The organism is Micromonospora sp. LH3U1, assembly GCF_028475105.1.
In the GTDB taxonomy this organism is placed as follows: domain Bacteria; phylum Actinomycetota; class Actinomycetes; order Mycobacteriales; family Micromonosporaceae; genus Micromonospora.
The window spans coordinates 2778457-2795869 of sequence record NZ_CP116936.1; the positions used below are offsets into that span (position 1 = coordinate 2778457).

Sequence of the window (17413 nt, forward strand, 5' to 3'; positions counted from 1 at the left end):
CCGGATGAATCTGTACCGACTGCTGGCACAGCAGCAGCGCCAACATGGATCCCGACAGCTGGGCGCTGATGCGCGACCTGACGCGCCGAGACCTCGTCCTGGTCCTATGACCAGCGTCACCGCAACAGCCGAAACCACCGACGAAGGACGCTCCGGGGCCTTGTTGGGCTCCATCGCGCTATGAATCTCCCGATGCCGGTAATCCTCGTCGGAGACCGAGCAGATCCCCACGTCCAAGCCGTCGCTGAACTACTTCCCGCGCGAGGCACGGTGGTCGTCGACGCCGCAACGCTGAGCCAAGGTCTGAAGAGTCTCGACCCAATCCGTATGGTGCTGGTCGACGAGGCCGGCGGCACAGTCGACATTAACCGTGATAGACCCGCTCGTGGCTGGCTTCGCCGACTCGCACCCGCTGGGTGGGACCATGGGACGATCCTCGGCGGACATGACGCCGCCGTGTTGTCCTCGCGACTGGTCCTACTTGCTGCCCTCTTGCGCGACCCTTCACTGACCCTAGTGACGCCGGTTGATGAACTGTTCGCTGCTGAGAACAAGCTGGTGCAGTATCGCGCAGCTCGTGAGGTTGGCATTCGGTATCCGACGACCCTGGTCAGCGGTGATGCAGCTGAGCTTGCGGAGCGACTGGGGGAGACGTTTGTCCTCAAGCCGTTAGGTCCCGGGAACTTCGAGGACCACGAACGTCAGAACGTCGTCTACGTACGCCCCGTTCACGCCGCCGACGTCGCCGGGGCCGATCTGCTCGATGCCCCATTCCTCGCCCAGCAGTTCATCCGTGCGCAGGTCCACTTACGGGTTGTGACGGTCCGCGATCGGGCGTGGGTGACCGAACTCGACGGTACCGACGTGCCGGTCGACTGGCGTGAGCACCAGCCCGCTCACCACGCCTTCAAGGTGTCTTCCGCTTGGACGGAAGTGGGAGTTGCCGCCGTGCGATTGGCCGCCCACTTGCGCGTCGGGTTCAGCAGCCAGGACTGGGTTGTCGACAACGACGGCCCTGCATTCCTCGACCTGAACCCCGGCGGGCAGTGGCTGTTCCTACCTGACAGCGCGACGACGTCCGTTGCTCGTGCCCTCGCCGACTGGCTGGCAGGACGTTAGTGCACGTCGTCAAGGGGCGGCTCGCCGAGGTGCGCGTCTACGGCTGGTATGTGCTGGCGGTGCTTCGACCGGGCGTCGAGGTTCCTACCTTCGGGCAACCAGAGTCGTTCACCGCAGACATCGAACGTTTCACCCCGGACGACCTCAAGATCATCGTTGAAGAAGGACGTCGCCAGGTTGATCGCCAATTCGCAGATCTTGAGAAGACCCGGTCACGTGCCACCACGCTGCTGACGATCGGTCTTGCTGAACTCGCGGTACTGGCGACCAGCGCCAACCGCGTCTTTCTTCTTGGTGTTCCAGCGCGAGTCGTCTGGGCCATCAGCGCCCTGCTGGTGGTGCTTACTATCGGCGGTGCCGCGTCACTGCTCACCTCCCGCGCGGACTTTGGACGCCTGGAGACGCGGCAGCTCGCAAGTGGGCCGATGCCCGTGCTGCGTGAGGCGGCCCTCGGCTACGCCCAAGCAGTGGGGGCGGGTGAGGAAACGGTCCGCACCCGTATTACCGTGCTTCGTGACGGTGTGTTACTAGCCGTGACAGCGGCATTGTTGTATGCAGTGATCTGGCCGTTCGTCACGGCGGCGAAGACACAACCAAGCCCGGCCCCTTGGCCTTCATCCAACGGAGTGAGCACATGCCCCGGGACCTGTACACCATCCTTGCCAGATCGACCGAGCCCGATGACGACCGCAACCCACAACCTCTCCCCGACAAGCGCAACCCCCACACCGTCCTCACTCACGCGGTAGAGACGATCGACAACGACCGGGCAAGCTACCTTCTGGGCACCATCGCCATCTAGACAGATAGGCTCGACTCCGAGGCGTCCCTCTAGCCCCGGCTGCCAGAGGAGCACAGCGGTCCCGCTTCGCCGAGGTATCTACTGCGCGCTTGTGGCGACTTGCTCCGGCAGGGCTGGCGCCAATGCCTGCTTCAGCGGGACGATCCGGAGCAGCGCAGCAGTCATAACGATCAGGGTTTCGACCTCGCCCCGGCTGTACTGGTAATCCTTGGTGCCTTGACGGTGTACCGTGCCGCTTGCTTGGTCCTCCAGCGTCGCCCGGATTCGCGCCCACCGCTCACCAGCAGTCCACTGCTCCCTGTCCTTCTTGCCAGGCCAGGGCCAGCTCGTCTGCTGCTTGATTTCCTCCAGCGCCAGGCGAACGTGAATCATCGCTGCGCGAATCTCGTTCCCGGCCAGTTGCCGCTGTGCCTCCCGCAAGAAGTCGGCTATGCCACGCAGGGGTCGTCGTCTTCCGGGAACGGCACGACGGTTTCCACTCCGACCGTGCGGCCGAGCGATTCAAGCTGCTGACGCCATCTGCTCTCAGCAACGCTGAGATGCGCTGTGACGTCCGGGCAGCCGGCGAAGCCCGGAGCCCCTGGCAGGAAGCCGCGGATCTGAAGCTCCAAGCGCAAGTCGCCGAGACGGTTCTGTTCCAGCGCCAGTAACTGCGGATTCGTCAGAAGATATGACAGCTCGACCCTCCGGACCTCGGCCGGTGCTCCGAACGCCACCGAGACGTTCGTTGACGCGAGGGGCGCGCGGGGACCGCTGGTAACCGGGGCGTACAGCGTTGTCTCTAGGTGAAGAAGTCGGCCCGCGTCCGCCACACCTTCGGGGTTCGCGAGGGCGAGCTGCGCTCGAACGCAGTGGGTCCCAAGTCCTCTGGAGATCCAAACGCTCTCTGGCTCAACGGTTGCGAGGTACGTGCCGAGATTTTTCTCGAACCTGAGCTGCTCCACGTGGTGCCCTTCATCGGCGACGGATGCATCAGACCGACGTGTGACACTACCGGTTCTGGCGCTACCCGCTACTCCAGTTTCACGACCATGCGTCGGAGGGCACTGGGCAACCACCGAATCACGGTCACTGTGCCGGACCGACCCCCGTTTACCCCCCCCGAAAACCCCTGCGAAGTGGCGACCGCCGGTGACAGGCGTCGACAAGCCGAGGACCAGGTTTGCTCAGGTCAGCGTCAAATTTTGATGATCAATGTCAAGCCTAGGGCCGCGACGTTCGGTAAGAGGGGGTCAGGGTTGACAATCAACGGCAAAGCTCCAAAGAGGTTCGTTGGTAGGATGTCGTGGATTCAAAATCTCCTCGTTCGCGACGAGCAACTTGCCCTGACGCCCGACGTGTGGTGATGGAGACTTGGCCGAACCGCGAACGTACACCATGGACGTCGAGCTGGAGGAGCGTCTGCTGCGGCTCGGTACCAGTACGCTGCGCGATGGCGACGGCCCGCCGAAGTAACCGTCGGTGGCGGCCCTAGGCAAACGTGGGGCAGGGGCAGGGTGTAACAAAGCGGTCACGCGAGGAGGTGATGAACAGTGCCTGACGATTTCGGACCGTTCTCGGTCAATCCCGACCACTTAACCGGTCTCGGCGGTGCCCTCTTCCAGGAGCTGGTCAGCCGGCTCCTCGCTGCGGAGGTGGCCGCCGCTGGGCTCTCCCAGGTGACACTTCGCACCTCGCACGACACGAATAAGAAGGACGGAGGCGTCGACGCTGAGACGACCATCGTCGCCGCTACCGATTGGATACCAGTTGGCGACACGGCCTGGCAGTTCAAGGCGGGAACCCTCGGTCCCGAAGGCTGTGCCGATGAACTGGATGGAGCGGCGTTCGCCCGAAAGATCCTTGAGAAGGGCGGAACCTATCGGTTAGTTCTCGGTAAGCGGCACGAAGCCCAGGAGATCGCCGATCGCGAAGCCAGACTGCGCGAGAGGGCCGAGGCCCTCGGGTTCGATGTTTCGGGCGAGCGCTTCAAGATCATCGAAGGGAACCAACTCGCCCGATGGATCGAGCGCTTTCCCGCGCTCGCGGTCTCCCGGGTCGTCGGCAACGCGGGCCCGTTCGCGATCGACTTTGAGTCTTGGATCTTGAAGGACAAGCATCGCTATAGGTGGGTTCCTTCGGTTGCACGGGATGAACTTCGGGACACCATCCTGCAGTTCCTGGAACAAAGCTCCGAGCTCTCGCGACGCATCGAGGGCGCCAGCGGCCTCGGCAAGAGTCGAGGGGCGATGGAGGCGCTACGCGGGTCCCGGTTCGAGCCCCTTGTCATCTACGTGGGGGACGCGACCGAGATTGGAACGTCGGCCATCAATCACTTCGCGCGCCAGAATCGCAGCGCTGTCCTCGTCGTCGACGAGTGCGATCGACAGCGCCACAAGATGCTTGCCGAGCAGTTGGAGTCTGGCAGCCCCGTCAGACTCATAACGATCGGGCAAGCTGACGCGTCCTGGTCGCAGACCCAGCCTCTGAGCTTGTCGAAACTGCCCGATGACGTCATCGACAAGGCGCTTACGCAGAGCTTCCCGACACTGTGGCCCGAGGCCCGTCGACTGGTGATCGACAACTGCGCGGGAAATATCGGGTGGGCGCTGTATCTGGCAAAGGTGATCTTGAAAGACCCCAAGGCTAGCGCCGCCGACCTGATAGACGCCTCTGAACTCGGTGCGTTCATCTTGAGCATGGTTGCGAGCGACGGCGATTTTTTAGCCGTTAGCGTGCTGGCTCTGCTGTCGCGCATCGGCGTCGATGGCGATAAGGCCGCCGAACTGGAGTTGCTTGCCGCTGGCTTGGATCTCCCGCTTGAGGATCTGCAGGCGGCCCTGCGTCGCCTGAACGACCAGGGATTGGTCACGAAACACGGGCGCTACCGAGCCGTCAGTCCTCACCCGCTGGCAGTGTTGCTCGCTTCGCGAGCATGGGATGCGTTGGGCGAGAAGATCATCACGCAGCTGCTGCCTGCCCTTGATGGCGCTATGGCGGAGCGACTGTTCCTGCGCGCCGCTCAGATCGGATCGAGCGGGCCCGCGGCCGTGGCACTGAACAAGATTCTCAACGTCGACGGTCCGTTCGGTTCGCTTGCCTCGATCGCCGAGGAGGCGAACTCACGACTGCTCATCCAGCTTGCGATCATCGCGCCCGCCCAAGTTGCGTCGCACCTGGCGGCGCTCATCGACGCCGCCTCTGACGACGAAATTCGATCGATGACCGGCATCCGTCGCAATCTCGTCTGGACCCTCGAGAAGTTGGTCTGGCATAGCGTAACCTTCGAGATCGCGGCCGACATGCTGCTTCGCCTCGCCTTGATCGAGACGGAAACGTTCAGCAATAACGCGACTGGTACGTGGGTCGGGTTGTTCGGCACAATGCTTCCGGCGACGGCTGCGCGGCCGGACACTCGGATGGCGTACCTCGAACGGGCGGCCGCTGACAGTTCACCTGCAGTACGAAAGCTGACGGTCTCGGCTGCAGATCATGCACTCGACGCTCATGGCGGAATGGTCATGGTTTCGGGTGAGCTACAAGGAGGCGTCGTCGTCGAGCCTCGTGGCACTCCCGCGGATCTTTCCGAGGCATGGGATTACGTCAAGTCCGCGATCGCGCTCCTCAGCGCCTATGCCAACGACGACCTCGAACCGGAGATTCGGACCGCTGCGACGAAGGCGCTCGTGGACGCAATCCACCCGTTCCTCGAGGGCGACGCCGTGCGCGACACACTGTTCGACGCGCTTGCATCACTGCCGCCGGAGGGTCGGCGACGCGCCTGGACAGCGATCAACCACCTGGCCGCACTTTTCGACCGAGTGGATTCGCCTGAGTTCGCGCAGGTCGTCGATACCAAGCACGACACGACCGCTCGGCGCGCCGGTCTCGACATCCTCATCGCTCGGATGCCAAAGCCGGATGCGCAGGAGGAGCTCAGTGTCCTGGCCGACGCTCGGCGTTGGGAATGGGAGGACGGCGAACTGCAGCGGAAGATCGTCGCCACCGCGCAGTCGCTGCCGGCTGACGAGGCAACGTCGTCGCTTCTGACGCTCGCGCAGGCGGTTCCGCCGCCCGAAGCGTCATATGAGATCGGTGCTGTTCTGTACGCGATCGCGTCGTGCGAAGAGACAGCCGAGAAGTTGTCTTTGCTTGCGGACGCAAGCAACATCGCATCACTGACGGGTTACCTGCAGGCCAGTGTAAACGATGGCAAGGTCGATGCGTTCGATGCCTTCATTGATGGTCCTGTCGGGCGAGGCCTGAAAGCCGTTACGAGATTGAGTCTGACTGTCCGTGGACCGAGGTCGGAAGTGGGTTGGGATCGCGCCGTCGAACTCCAGGCTGCGCTCCCGGTCAGCCAAGGTGCTCCGCGGATCTTCGGTTGGCACACCGGCGTCGAACCCGAGCGGATCTTGGCGCTCATCAAGTCCTGGATCCCGCGCATCACCACTCAGCAGGACTACAACGCAGCGGTCGACGTGACGGCGATGATGCTGTTTCAAAAGCCGGAGCTTGAGGCCGCCATCGAGGAAGACGTCGCTGAGCTGGTCAGTATGCGCAGTCAGTTCGGCGAACTCGGACAACAAGGTTACGACTGGGTCCAGCTGGCGAAGCGACGCCTGCGGACCGACCCTCAGGGTTTGCTCGAAGCGCTCCTCGCGCAAGTCGACGCTGGCTCGATGATGACCTTTGATGGCAGTGAGGAACTGCGGCTCCTCCGCGAGGCGATCGCGGCAGCAGGGCCTGACAGCTTGGGACTAGTGCTCGGCAAGATCGAAGGGGGTTCTTGGCGTCTGCAGATGGACTTCCGAGGTTGGTTAACCAACGCGTACGCGGCTGACGATCTCATCCAGTGGGTTGGCGAAGACGTCGAGTGCGCTCGCCTGGTCGCTTCGATGTCAGGGATCGGCGACGGCGGCCCCAACGAGGTAGTGCAGTATCTGCTGACCAACTTCGGGACAGACGACCAGCTTGCGTCCGCTTTGTACGGGACGTTCATCACCGGGTCCTGGTCGGGCAATGAGTCGGTGCGCCTCAACGGCCAGATCGCCCAGCTTCAAGGTTGGGTCAAGGACCGGTCGGTATCTTCGGGCGTCAAATCGTGGGCTCGAACCGTGATCGGTTATCTGAACAACCGACTTGAGAAGGTCCTGGTCGAGGAGGCGGAGGAGAACCGCTAACCGCAGGCGTCAGGCGTTCGGATAGTCGTGGCGGCCTTGGCTGGTCCACCAGCGGCGGAGCGATTCGACGGCGAACGCGGCGGTGTCGTGGTCGGTGCCGACGTTGACCCATCCGGCGTCGGCGGTCAAGTCGTAGACGCTGCAGGCTACCGCTTTGCCGAAGCTGTCGTCGAGGAAGTCGTGGGTGTGGGGTGCGGGTGCGCACCGGGTCACCGGCCGGACCCCATTGCCGGCCGGTGTTGGAGAACGAGCCGGCCGGACGGGTTCGGCGACCAGCTGCACCTCGGCCGCGTCGAGCATGTCCGCAACCTCCGGCGGTTCGTCCTCGTCGGCGAGCTGGCGCTCCCAGCCGTCGATGATCGTGTTCCATCTGGTCACCCGGCCAGCTTTATCGATACCCGTTCCAGGCCAGTGCTGGTCGTCGATCTTGAGGATGATCCCGGACGAGCCTTTCCACGCGACTCGCTGCCTTTCGAACTGCTGCGCGGCGAACGCGTCCCCCGATGCGGTCATCGAGATGCCCGGACCGCCGCCCTGCGCAGGGTGAGCCAACCACACTTGGTGCACCCGCTCCTCGAACGTCCCACCCGCCGATCCGGCAATGCTCATATCGCCCACATCGGCAGTTCGGAACGTGGCCTGACTGGTCACTGGCGCGAGAGGCCGTTGCTGGATTGCGCAATGGGACGAGTGACCCCACCTCGTCGTCGATGCGTCGGGGCCGGTCGCCCGCTGGCGAGCCGGGAACGGCCGCGTCGATGAAGGCCGGCCCAGTTCTCGACGAGATACGGATGGTGGACTGCGCTGGGCTGGGCCCTGGCAACTGGTTTGCCCACGCCGGGCGCCCTGCGATCGTGGACTCGCGTGGCCGACGGATGGTACTAAACGGCGGGACAAGGGTGAGATGAACGGCGGCCCGGCCCCCGTTTACCCCCCGAAGACCTACTCAAAGCGGTGACCATCGGTGACAGGCGTTGATAAGCCCCGACGCGTGTCTTACCAGCTCAACGGCAACTTCTGACGAGCAACGATTAGCCCTGGACCGTAACTTTCGGTAAGAGGTTCTCGTGGGTTCAATTCCCCTCGTTGCCCACGAGCGTCGGGCTCCTGAAGCGAAGGTTGCGTCGGTCGAGGTTACTACGAGCGAGTCGGCTCGCCGACTACATCGCAGCGAGCGGCGCCCAGGGCGTCCTGGGTGTACACGTGAACCTGCTGCAGCTCACCCGCGCCCGCTGCACCCCAATTGCTTGGGCAGCGGTGCCGTTTGTTACGGGTAGCGGGAGGTGTGGCGGAACAAGCCAAGCCGGTCCAGTCCCACCAGGGTCAGCAGAATTCCGGCCAGGAGCACCAGCCACTGCTCGACCAGCGGATACAACGGTACGGCCCACCCTTGCGTGAATGTCACGTTGTCCGTGCAGGAGACCGGGGCCGGTCCGGAGAACCACGGGTTGATACGGCAGCCGTCGATGTGCGGGCCTCGGCTGGGCCGGGATGGCACGTCGACGGTCCGCTCGTCGCCGCTCACGGGGGTGATGGTGCAGGTGTGCGTGCCGCCGCGGACGGCGCTGTGAGGTATGCCGGACCGGTGCCGTCCCAGGTGTGGGCGGTGCCGACGGCCCCGGTGCGGGCGTAACCCATGAGGGCCAGGCACAGCGCGGCGATCACACATCCGAGAGCAACGAGCCCTCGGCCCAACTGTCGGGTAGTCCGCTTTGACCGCGCTCTTACCGCCACGGGCCCTCCCTGTACGGCTCGTCGCCGTCGTTCGTCCAACTCCAGTCCGAGCTGGAATGTGTGCTGTCGGACACGGCTGCGGGTTCATCGCGGGTCGATGGAGAGTGGTCCATCGCGATGGCACGGGCGGCGGTGGCCAGGGCGTCCACGTCGTCATGCGCTTCTGACCGTGGCATGACCGCGTGCACGCTACCCACACCGGGTGAAACGGCCTCGCCGGCCAGCGCTGCCAGCAGCGGCGAGTGCGGAGACGAACATGAGGCCGGCGCGGGTCGGGACTGTGTGCCGCGGGTGCGCCGCGCTGGTCCGCCACCAATGAGAAGCCGTTGGGCGGGGAGCTGATGGCCGGCAACAGGCCGGGGCACGACAGTCGTCGCGCCGCCGCGCCGCAGAGCGAGTCACCGCCGGCCGTGGTGGGGATGCGGCGCGGAGTGTGCGAGGCCGTCCCTCCTAGATCAAGGGAGCTCTTCGTGTCGCTGAATCCGAGCTTTCATGATGCCTCCGGACTCTCACCCTTGAGCCGTGCCAGGACGTCCGGGTCCGTATCCGGCTTGAGCGTGATCTGATCAACCAGCCACCGTCGTGCCGAAAGCATGCGCTCTGCGGGGTTGGCTCCGGCGAACAGGAGATACTTCAGGCCTGCGTACTGAGTCATCTTGTAGGCGGCCTGCAGAGCTTCCAGCATCAGGTACGGGTTTGGCTGGCTGGTTGTCCGGAAGTGACCCGGCTCGTATTCGTCGCCAACGACCACGGTCTGGAGGTCAAGATTCGTCCAGTACATGCCGTGAGCAGCGCCACTCGCCGCCCGCCAGATGCGCTCCACCTCGTCCTTGTCGAGATCTAGGTCATCTGGATTGCAGGCATCACGGACAATGTTGAGATAAGCCGGTGGGGGCTTGAGTTGGTCCTCGGTGAACTCGGCGGCAACCCGCCTCAGCAGTTCGGCATCACGTTCCTTAACCCGTTCCTTGCCCGCGATGTCGAGGTGCTCTTTCGGTGCTCCTGCAGGTCCCACCTGATCAGCTTGAGGTGCCGCTGAACACACACGGCTGGGTCTTGCGTGTCCATGAGCCACACAGCCTGGGCTGCGCCCTCCAACGCAGCACGGGCCAATGTGTAGGACGGACGAAGCGTGAAGAAAACCACCTGTTCGGGATGAAATTTGAACGGTGCAGCGTGGTCGGCCCACATGAGCATGTGCTGCAGGGCGGCGGTCACGTAGTGCCGGGCGCGGTCGGAAACCTTTTCGAACGGGTACAGAGTGTTGACCTGATCAAAGCTCGATCCCCGAGCTGGTGCGCCGCACTCCTCAACCGTGTGCCAGGTGAGGCGGCTGCCCTGAGCGATCTCAGTGAAAGCCTGACTGATCTCCGTAGGAACCGGCACCGGATTATCCATGCTCGGGACTCTAGGACATACCCAAGGAGGCCATAGCGGGCGAGTCACCGCAGTCAGGATCGCCGGTCGAACAGCCTTGACGCTAGACGTGTGGCCGGCACCCTACAACCCCTCGCGCCTCAGCCCGTCGCATGACATCCGCCGACGAGCGCGTGTGTCGGTGACAGCGGACAGTCTCGATGTCACGGCGCCGGTCGGTGTCGGGTTAGTGCTCTAGCCGTACTTGGGCGATCCGGAGTTTTAGCAGTTCACGGGCATGATACCCATCCGAGTCGCGCAGGTAGCGCAACGGTCTATGTCGATGCTATTCGTGCAATGCTCAGGTGATCGCACTGTCTGTCTGTTGTGGCCTATGAGTCGCCGGGCAGGCTCCCGTGCTTGTGTTGATCGATGAGATTGTGGGCTGGCGGGCGGGTCTGGATGATCTGTTGGCGAGGTTCGCGCACCGTTTCGGGCGTGCGGAGCCGCGCCGGCAGGCGCTGACCTACCTGCTCGGGTTGTTGTCACCCCTGGCGAGCAATAACGGCTGGACCCTGGCCGAGGCCGCCGGCGCAGGTCCTCAGCCCAGGCCCTGACGCGTCCGCCTGTCGGCCTGAAGGCCGACGGTTCGGGTAGGGCGATGCGCAGACGCAGGTGCTGATCTGGGTCGCGGAACCAGAGAAACCACCAGTCGGGCGGAGCGTCCCACTCGGCGATCAGCCGAGGGAGGTGTTCAGCCAGGAGTTAGGTTCTGGCGGCGGATGTCTCCGTACAGCTTAGCGAGCAGGAGCCTTGAGGCGGCGGGTCTTTGTTCCTGGTCGCGCCCGATGGCGCGAGCCGGGGTCGGTGTGGGCAGCGGCCTTGAAGAGCCCTGCAACAATGTGTCGTTGGCGTGCTGAAAGGTGACGTGGTGACTGGTGTCGAGATGATCCTTGCCGCCTTGGCGGCAGGGGCTGGTGCCGGCGTGTCCGACTCCGCAAAGGCGCTTGTGGTCGACGCGTATGCAGACTTGCGGGACGTGCTGCGTCAGCGATTGGCGGGCAGAAACCGAGCAGTTGAGGCGCTCGATGGAGTTGAGGTCGCCTCTGGTGAATGGCGAACGGAGCTGGGTGCGGCGCTGGCCGAGGCGAACGCTGACCGTGATGAGGAAGTTCTCTCCGCTGCCCGGGCCATTCTCTCTTCTGCCGATCCGCGGGAATTAGGAGTAAGTCGCTACATGGCGGATCTTCGCGAGGCGCGGGGCGTGCAGCTTGGTGACCATAACGTCCAACACAACTCGTTCAACTGATGGCATCGGCTGGGTTCGGTGAAACGAGGTGGACCATCGATGCGCGCCGCGCTATGGGCGTGCAGGTTGGTGATCAAGGGGTTCAGGTCAACCAGCTCCACCTGCCGCCGCGCTCGGTGACTTGGCCGGTCCGAGTCGGTGTCCTTCCTGCGTCGGCGCAGGGACGCTTGAACCGCTTGGCTGACGCGCAGCTAGCCTCCGCGCTGGTTGATCATCATCGTGAAAGGCTGGCGCTTGGCCAGGTCTTGACTGGTTCGGGTGGTGTTGGCAAGACGCAGGCTGCGGCCGCACTGGCAGATCGCTGGTGGCGGGAGGGAAGACTTGATCTCCTCGTATGGGTCACCGCCGCCTCGCGTACCGCGCTAATTGCTCGTTACGCGCAGGCTGCTGCTGAAGTGACCGGCGTCGTAGATCCAGATTCCAACGACGGGGCAGTCCGGTTCCTGGCCTGGCTGGCCAGCACGCCGCGCAGATGGCTAGTAGTCCTCGACGACCTCGTCGATCCCGCGGATCTACTGGGCCTATGGCCCCCCAATACCCCGTCCGGTCACGTGGTGATGACTACACGACGGCGGGATGCGGCACTGTTAGCTGGCCGGAACGTCATTGACGTCGGTCTGTTCACTCCCGACGAGGCGACCCAGTATCTACGAAGCAAACTCTCGGATGCGCCGCACCGTCCCGATGAGGCCGAAGCGCTTGCCCAAGATCTCGGTCACTTACCGCTGGCCCTGGCACAGGCCGCTGCATACCTCATTGACCAGGACTTGACCTGCTCACAGTACCGACAGAGACTGAGGCGCCGCCGACTTCATGACCTTGCACCGCACGCTCTACCCGACGACCAGGCAGCGCCAGTGGGACTCACCTGGAATCCGTCAATCGACGCGGCCGACGAACATACGCGAGGCGTGGCGCGACCAATGTTGGAACTGGCTGCGCAGCTCGACCCGAACGGAATCCCCGCCGAGCTGTTCACCACCAACGCCGTCACCACCTACGTTGCTGAGCGAGTCGGGCGGCCGATCGACGACGATGACACACATGATGCGCTGCGCCTGCTGCACCGTCTCAGCCTCGCGAGCCTAGATAGCAGCGGTCGCAGCGTGCGAGTACACGCCATGCTGCAACGCGTTGTCCGGGAGGCTACGTCGGCTATCGTCTTGCACACCCTGGCGCGGGTCGCGGCTGATGCCCTCCTGCTGTCATGGCCCGCTCGTGGAGACGTCGGGACCCTCGCCCAGGCGTTCAGAGCCAACACAGCCGTGTTGCAGGCGGTGAGCGAGAGCAGCCTCGTCGACGCCGATTTTGGCGTGCATCCCGTGCTGCTGCGGAGCGGAAGCAGCCTCGGGGAAGCAGGGCTCGTAGCTGCTGCCCGCGACTACTTCCAGAGTCTGCAGGATATTTCGACTGGACGTCTCGGTCCGGACCATCCGCATACCTTGTTCACCCGCGGCAGTGCCGCCAACTGGTTGGGAAGGGCTGGGGATGCGGCTGGTGCCGCTGCTCTGCTTGCGCAGTTGCTGGCTGACCTAAATCGGCTTGTCGGCCCCAATCACCCCTACGCCCTGGAGGTCCGTGGTCGCCTGGCTAACTGGCAGGGGACTGCTGGTGATCTTGAGGCTGCAGACAGAGGGCTGCACGAACTCCTTATTGATCAAAGTCGTTCCCTCGGTGGCCACCCCGATCTTATGGACACCCAAAGTAATCTTGCCTTTTGGCGGGGGCAAGCGGGCGATGCTGCTGGTGCGGTGAGGGAGTTTGAAGTGCTGCTCGTGGAGCGGCTGCGAGTCCTCGCCCCCGACGATCCCGACACCCTGGCGACCCGGGGTAACCTCGCCCATTGGCGGGGGCAGGCGGGTGATGCTGCCGGTGCGGTGGCGGCTTTTGAGGAGTTGCTCGTGGATCGGCTGCGGCTCCTCGGTCCCGATCATCCTGGAACCCTGTTGACCCGCGGCAACCTTGCCTTCTGGCGCGGAGAAGTGGGCGATGCTGCTGGTGCGGTGACCGAGTTTGAAGTGTTGCTCCTGGATCGGCTGCGAGTCCTCGGCCCCGACCATCCAGAGACCCTCGGCGCACGGCATAACGTCGCTAACTGGCGTGGACGGGCTGGCGATGCCGCTGGCGCAGCGGAGTTGCTTCAGGAGCTATTGCCCGATCGCGTTCGCATCCTCGGCGCTGATCACCCTGAGACGCTCGCCACGCGGCATAACCTCGCCGCCTGGCGGGGAGAGGCTGGTGACATAGCAGGCGCAATTCTCGCGCTCCGCGAGCTACTCCCCGATCTGTCGCGGGTCCTCGGCCCCACTCATCCTGACGTCATGTTCACCCGCAACAACCTTGCTGATCTGCACGGGCAAGCTGGGGACGCTACTGGGGCGGCTGAGGTACTCCGTAAACTGCTTCCTGACCAGGTGCGTGCCCTCGGCGCCGATCACCCCGATATTCTTCGGACGCTAGAAGCTCTGGCGTACTGGCACATACAGGCAGGAGAGGCTGCGGGTGCAGTCGCGGCACTCCGGCTACTACTTGCCGATCGGGTGCGGGTTCTCGGCTTGGACCATCCGCACACCTTGGCCGCACGCGGCAACCTCGCTCATTGGCAGGGAAAGGCAGGTGATGCCGCTGGCGCGGCGAAGGCCTTCGCGGAGGTGCTCGCTGACCGATTGCGAGTCCTTGGCCCCGATCACCCTCATTGCATGGTCGCTCGTGGCAACCTTGCTTATTGGCGGGAGCAGGCCGGGGACGCCAGCGGAGCGGCAAGCGCATATGGCGACCTGTACCGAGAGCGGGTTCGGCTCCTCGGCCTGAACCATCTCGACACGCAGGCCGCCGCGGTTAAGTTCGGCTACTGGCGGACGAAGGCATCGCCGCCGAGGACAGGAAGCAAAACCGGCGGACAGACTCGTAGGGGACCGGAGCCCGATGCCCCAAGGTTCGGCGGCAAACAGGTCTGACCGCGGGGTGCTGGTGGGGTACCAGCCCGCTGCTCGACGGGTTCTGAGCCGCACACGGGCGTGGCCGTTGGGCAGGCGGCGCACGTAGTCCAACCGTGTCTGACCCACCTGGTGCGGACATCCGCAACGGCCGCACGGGCAGTTGCTAAACGGCGAACGCGAGTTGGCAGCCGGTCGCGGAGGTCTCACCTGGCTTACCTCACGCGGGGGAGTAGGGAGCGGTACGACCCGGCAACGTGGTGTTGGTCTGCCCCCGTTTTACCCCCCGAAAACCCTTGCCCGATGCTAACCACCAGTGACAAGGAGCGATTATTGTTTGATCGTGTCTGTGCAGCTCAGTGGCTACTTCTGACAGTCAATGACATGCCTGGGACGGCTACGGATGGTAACAAGCAATGACAAGCCCTGAACGAAGCTCGACATGAGGTGCTCCTCGGTTCGAATCTCCTCGTTTGCCACGAGAGAGTCTGGTGTGGAACCGAGAGTGCGCCGATTGAGGATCGCCTGCTCAGCCTCGCATCCCGCCCAGTGCAAGAACTTTGGTTGAGTGCTCAACACAACGAGTGGTCCGCGGCGGCCGGCAGGCCGAGGCAATGGGCGGTGAGCCTGCACAACATCCGCCGCCAGGTGGCTGAGATCGCCATTTCGATGTTCCCGGCCGCAGCCCGCCTTCTCTGCGCCTGGCTGGCGACCTCGCCGCTGCGCGACGCTCTCTGATTGCTTCAGTCGTTTTTGCCGTCATCGGGCTCGTCATCGGCTGTGGAGTGCTCGGGCTGCTCGGTCGCGCGGCGATGTGGTTGCTGCGAGCAGAAGAGTGCGCACTGTAACCTGCAGGTTGTGGACCATATCGGTTCTGCTGCTGACCTATGGAGGCGGCTCTGTCAACTCGGGCAACTACGTCCGCGTGACTACGACGCGGATTTGGTCCGTAGTGTCAAGACCGAGTTCGGCTTGATCGCGGGTCGGGAGGTAGCCCGTGAGCTCGACCGGGTAGGTGTGCAAGCGGAGGCTCTTGTACGCGTGGTGCTGCGTGATCTACAACCCTTCGCGATGATGATGACCGATTTACTCCGGCTGTACGAACGCATCGCCGCAGCGAGCGCAACCAAAGACAGTCTGAGGATCGTGTACGAGTTCTCCGAGGACGACCAGCTTGACGTCCTGCTTTCCGCGTTCCGTGAGCAGGTACGGGTGACTCAGAGCAGCATTCAGTCGGTGCTGCGCCTCGAGATCACGCTCGACCAGCTATGGAGGTTTCCATTCTCAGCTCCGATCAGCAATCTGTCGCCAGAGTTGGAAGCGTGGGCCGCGACCTATGACGCAGGCTTCTGGCCAAATAGCCTTCCGGCGCCAGCGCCGACCGGAGCTCCGACGCTCGACGCTGCGGTGGCTGACACCATGGCCGTGCTGCGCGCGTACCTCGACCGAGCCAGATCGTTGGCTGCTGACCGTCGCTCGCTTTGGCCTGGCACCCGAGACCTGCTGCCGGCTGACGCCGAAGTCGTTGGACTTAGTGACGCCGAGCGCTGGCTCCCTCATCGACTGTTCGGTTTGCACTCGGAGACGGCGAAGGCGGCCGAGGGTCGGTTTTACGGGAACCGGATCGCAGCGAGGTTGCGTGGTTGGCTCGACGACCTCGACTGGCGGCAGACCGAAGCAGAGGTCGTGCGCGAGGCTCTCGAGGAGGTGCTTGCGCTGCCGATCTGGGGCAAGCGCCACGAGTTCTACTCGGCGTGGCTGGTGACCGAGTTCGACAAGGCCCTTCCCGGGCGATTGACCTTCAGAGTCCACGAAGGTGTACTGGCGTTTCCCTTCCGGGCCACCCCAATAGCGGACATGGACAGCACTGCAGGCCCCGTCCAGCTCTGGGCCGAGATGCGGTCGCCGTACCACGCTCCAATTAGTGCCTCCCGCAAAAGGGGCATTCAGCCGGATTACAGGTTCTTAGCAGGACCAGACCTGGAACGCGACACGCTCCTCGCGGTCGAAGCAAAGCAATACCTACGCCCTGCCGCCAAGAATCCTGGACAGGCGCTGGCCGACTACAGCGGAGGCCTGCCCAACGCGCTGGTCATCTTGGCCGCATACGGTCCGGTGAGCCAATCGGCCATTACCTACGTCCCACAGAGGCGGCGGCATCGGGCACAGGTGCACGACTACCTGCGTCCCGGCGCCGTGGCCTGCGACAGCTTCCAACAGCAGATCACTGCAGCGCTGCCGCCGCCCAAGCCGAAGCTCGCCACCCAGGAGGCAACGCTCGAGCTTCACTGGGATTCGGTGGTCCCGGATCTGGACCTACATGCCTACGTCAGGAGAGGCGACGGCGAGCAGCATGTCTTTCATGAGCAGCCATCCAGTGAGCACGTGGAACTCCTGAGAGACGTGCTCGACGGTCGAGAGCCCGAAAAGATGATCATCAGGCAGGGTGGGAACGCAATTCGCCTGCGCGTTGATATCGAGGTCTGGGCATATACCCCAGGCGCGGCCCTGGGCGACGCTCATCCATCTATCTCAGTCCCCACGGATCGCGGGCGACTCTCGGTCTCCCTGCCTGCGTCAGCACCTCCGACCGCCCGTACCTGGTTTGCGCTCACGATCGATGCGGACGGCACCGTCGATGTCCATCGCGAGTTCGTACAGCGTCGTGAAGGTGTCAACCAGGATGTCTAGCCGTGCCAGAAACCCACGCCAAGCGGTCTCCGATCCAACCGCGCGACGTTCCCTCATCGCCTGGACGGCGATCATTGCGGCCTCGACCTCCTGACGCTCTGGAGAGAAGCAGAGGTCACCGTAGGTCAATCTGTGGCTCTCCAACGATCGCGTTCGGCGGCTCGGTAGCCGCCTTGGGCCTGACGCCGGTTCGTCGTTCATCGGAACGTAGGGGCGTGGGCGGAGTCCGAGTCCGCCGGACCGGAGGCAACGTTCCAGCGGTGCGATCAGGACTGGGCGTCCGACAGCGGCTAGCCGAGCAGGC

The 17413-nt window shown here is 63.9% G+C and carries 11 protein-coding genes and 3 pseudogenes; 7 read left to right on the forward strand and 7 right to left on the reverse strand.

Annotated elements, in window-relative coordinates; translation table 11 throughout:
- The first annotated feature begins 270 nt into the window (after nt 1-270).
- Both PCA76_RS12650 and PCA76_RS12655 read left to right on the forward strand, forming a co-directional pair.
- Nucleotides 271-1119 carry a hypothetical protein gene (locus PCA76_RS12650; protein ID WP_272617811.1) on the forward strand — a complete coding sequence of 283 codons (849 nt, stop codon included), beginning with the start codon at nt 271-273 and terminating at the stop codon, nt 1117-1119.
- Nucleotides 1119-1868, forward strand: coding sequence for a hypothetical protein (locus tag PCA76_RS12655; RefSeq protein ID WP_272617813.1), 750 nt, complete (start codon nt 1119-1121; stop codon nt 1866-1868). The genes PCA76_RS12650 and PCA76_RS12655 overlap by 1 nt, the downstream gene beginning before the upstream one ends.
- Before the next feature lie 131 nt (nt 1869-1999).
- Here PCA76_RS12655 and PCA76_RS12660 read toward each other — a convergent pair whose 3' ends face one another.
- Together PCA76_RS12660 and PCA76_RS12665 are read right to left on the reverse strand one after the other, a co-directional pair.
- Complete coding sequence (locus tag PCA76_RS12660) at nt 2000-2341, reverse strand: hypothetical protein (RefSeq protein ID WP_272617815.1); 342 nt, start codon at nt 2339-2341, stop codon at nt 2000-2002.
- An 8-nt stretch (nt 2342-2349) separates the two neighbouring features.
- Nucleotides 2350-2865, reverse strand: a complete 516-nt coding sequence (locus PCA76_RS12665; RefSeq protein ID WP_272617817.1) for a hypothetical protein — start codon at nt 2863-2865, stop codon at nt 2350-2352.
- Between the two features lie 588 nt (nt 2866-3453).
- Here PCA76_RS12665 and PCA76_RS12670 point away from each other — a divergent pair.
- Nucleotides 3454-7083, forward strand: coding sequence for a hypothetical protein (locus tag PCA76_RS12670; RefSeq protein ID WP_272617819.1), 3630 nt, complete (start codon nt 3454-3456; stop codon nt 7081-7083).
- A gap of 12 nt (nt 7084-7095) precedes the next feature.
- Here the strand turns inward: PCA76_RS12670 and PCA76_RS12675 are convergent.
- The 4 genes and pseudogenes from PCA76_RS12675 to PCA76_RS12690 all read right to left on the reverse strand — a co-directional run.
- A pseudogene (locus PCA76_RS12675) lies at nt 7096-7336 on the reverse strand (ISAzo13-like element transposase-related protein); the annotation flags it as partial.
- 1014 nt (nt 7337-8350) lie between these two features.
- A complete protein-coding gene (locus tag PCA76_RS12680) occupies nt 8351-8608 on the reverse strand; it encodes a hypothetical protein (protein WP_272617821.1) in 258 nt (85 codons plus the stop codon).
- Between the two features lie 699 nt (nt 8609-9307).
- Nucleotides 9308-9832, reverse strand: a complete 525-nt coding sequence (locus PCA76_RS12685) for a hypothetical protein (protein ID WP_272617823.1) — start codon at nt 9830-9832, stop codon at nt 9308-9310.
- A complete protein-coding gene (locus PCA76_RS12690; protein ID WP_272617824.1) occupies nt 9751-10215 on the reverse strand; it encodes a hypothetical protein in 465 nt (154 codons plus the stop codon). Before PCA76_RS12690 ends, PCA76_RS12685 begins: the two co-directional genes overlap by 82 nt.
- Before the next feature lie 398 nt (nt 10216-10613).
- Here PCA76_RS12690 and PCA76_RS12695 point away from each other — a divergent pair.
- Nucleotides 10614-10778: pseudogene (locus PCA76_RS12695) on the forward strand (IS701 family transposase); the annotation flags it as partial.
- Nucleotides 10779-10821: 43 nt separating this feature from the next.
- Here the strand turns inward: PCA76_RS12695 and PCA76_RS32820 are convergent.
- A pseudogene (locus tag PCA76_RS32820) lies at nt 10822-10935 on the reverse strand (hypothetical protein); the annotation flags it as partial.
- 169 nt (nt 10936-11104) lie between these two features.
- On the opposite strand from PCA76_RS32820, the gene PCA76_RS12700 reads away from it, so the two are divergent.
- The 3 genes from PCA76_RS12700 (at nt 11105) to PCA76_RS12710 (ending at nt 17109) form a co-directional block, all read left to right on the forward strand.
- Nucleotides 11105-11482: a hypothetical protein gene (locus tag PCA76_RS12700; protein ID WP_272617826.1), complete on the forward strand. Its 378-nt coding sequence runs from the start codon at nt 11105-11107 to the stop codon at nt 11480-11482.
- Nucleotides 11483-11658: 176 nt separating this feature from the next.
- Nucleotides 11659-14439: a tetratricopeptide repeat protein gene (locus PCA76_RS12705; RefSeq protein WP_272617828.1), complete on the forward strand. Its 2781-nt coding sequence runs from the start codon at nt 11659-11661 to the stop codon at nt 14437-14439.
- Between the two features lie 837 nt (nt 14440-15276).
- On the forward strand, nt 15277-17109 hold the full coding sequence (locus PCA76_RS12710; protein ID WP_272617830.1) for a hypothetical protein: 1833 nt from the start codon (nt 15277-15279) through the stop codon (nt 17107-17109).
- The last annotated feature ends 304 nt before the right edge of the window (nt 17110-17413 follow it).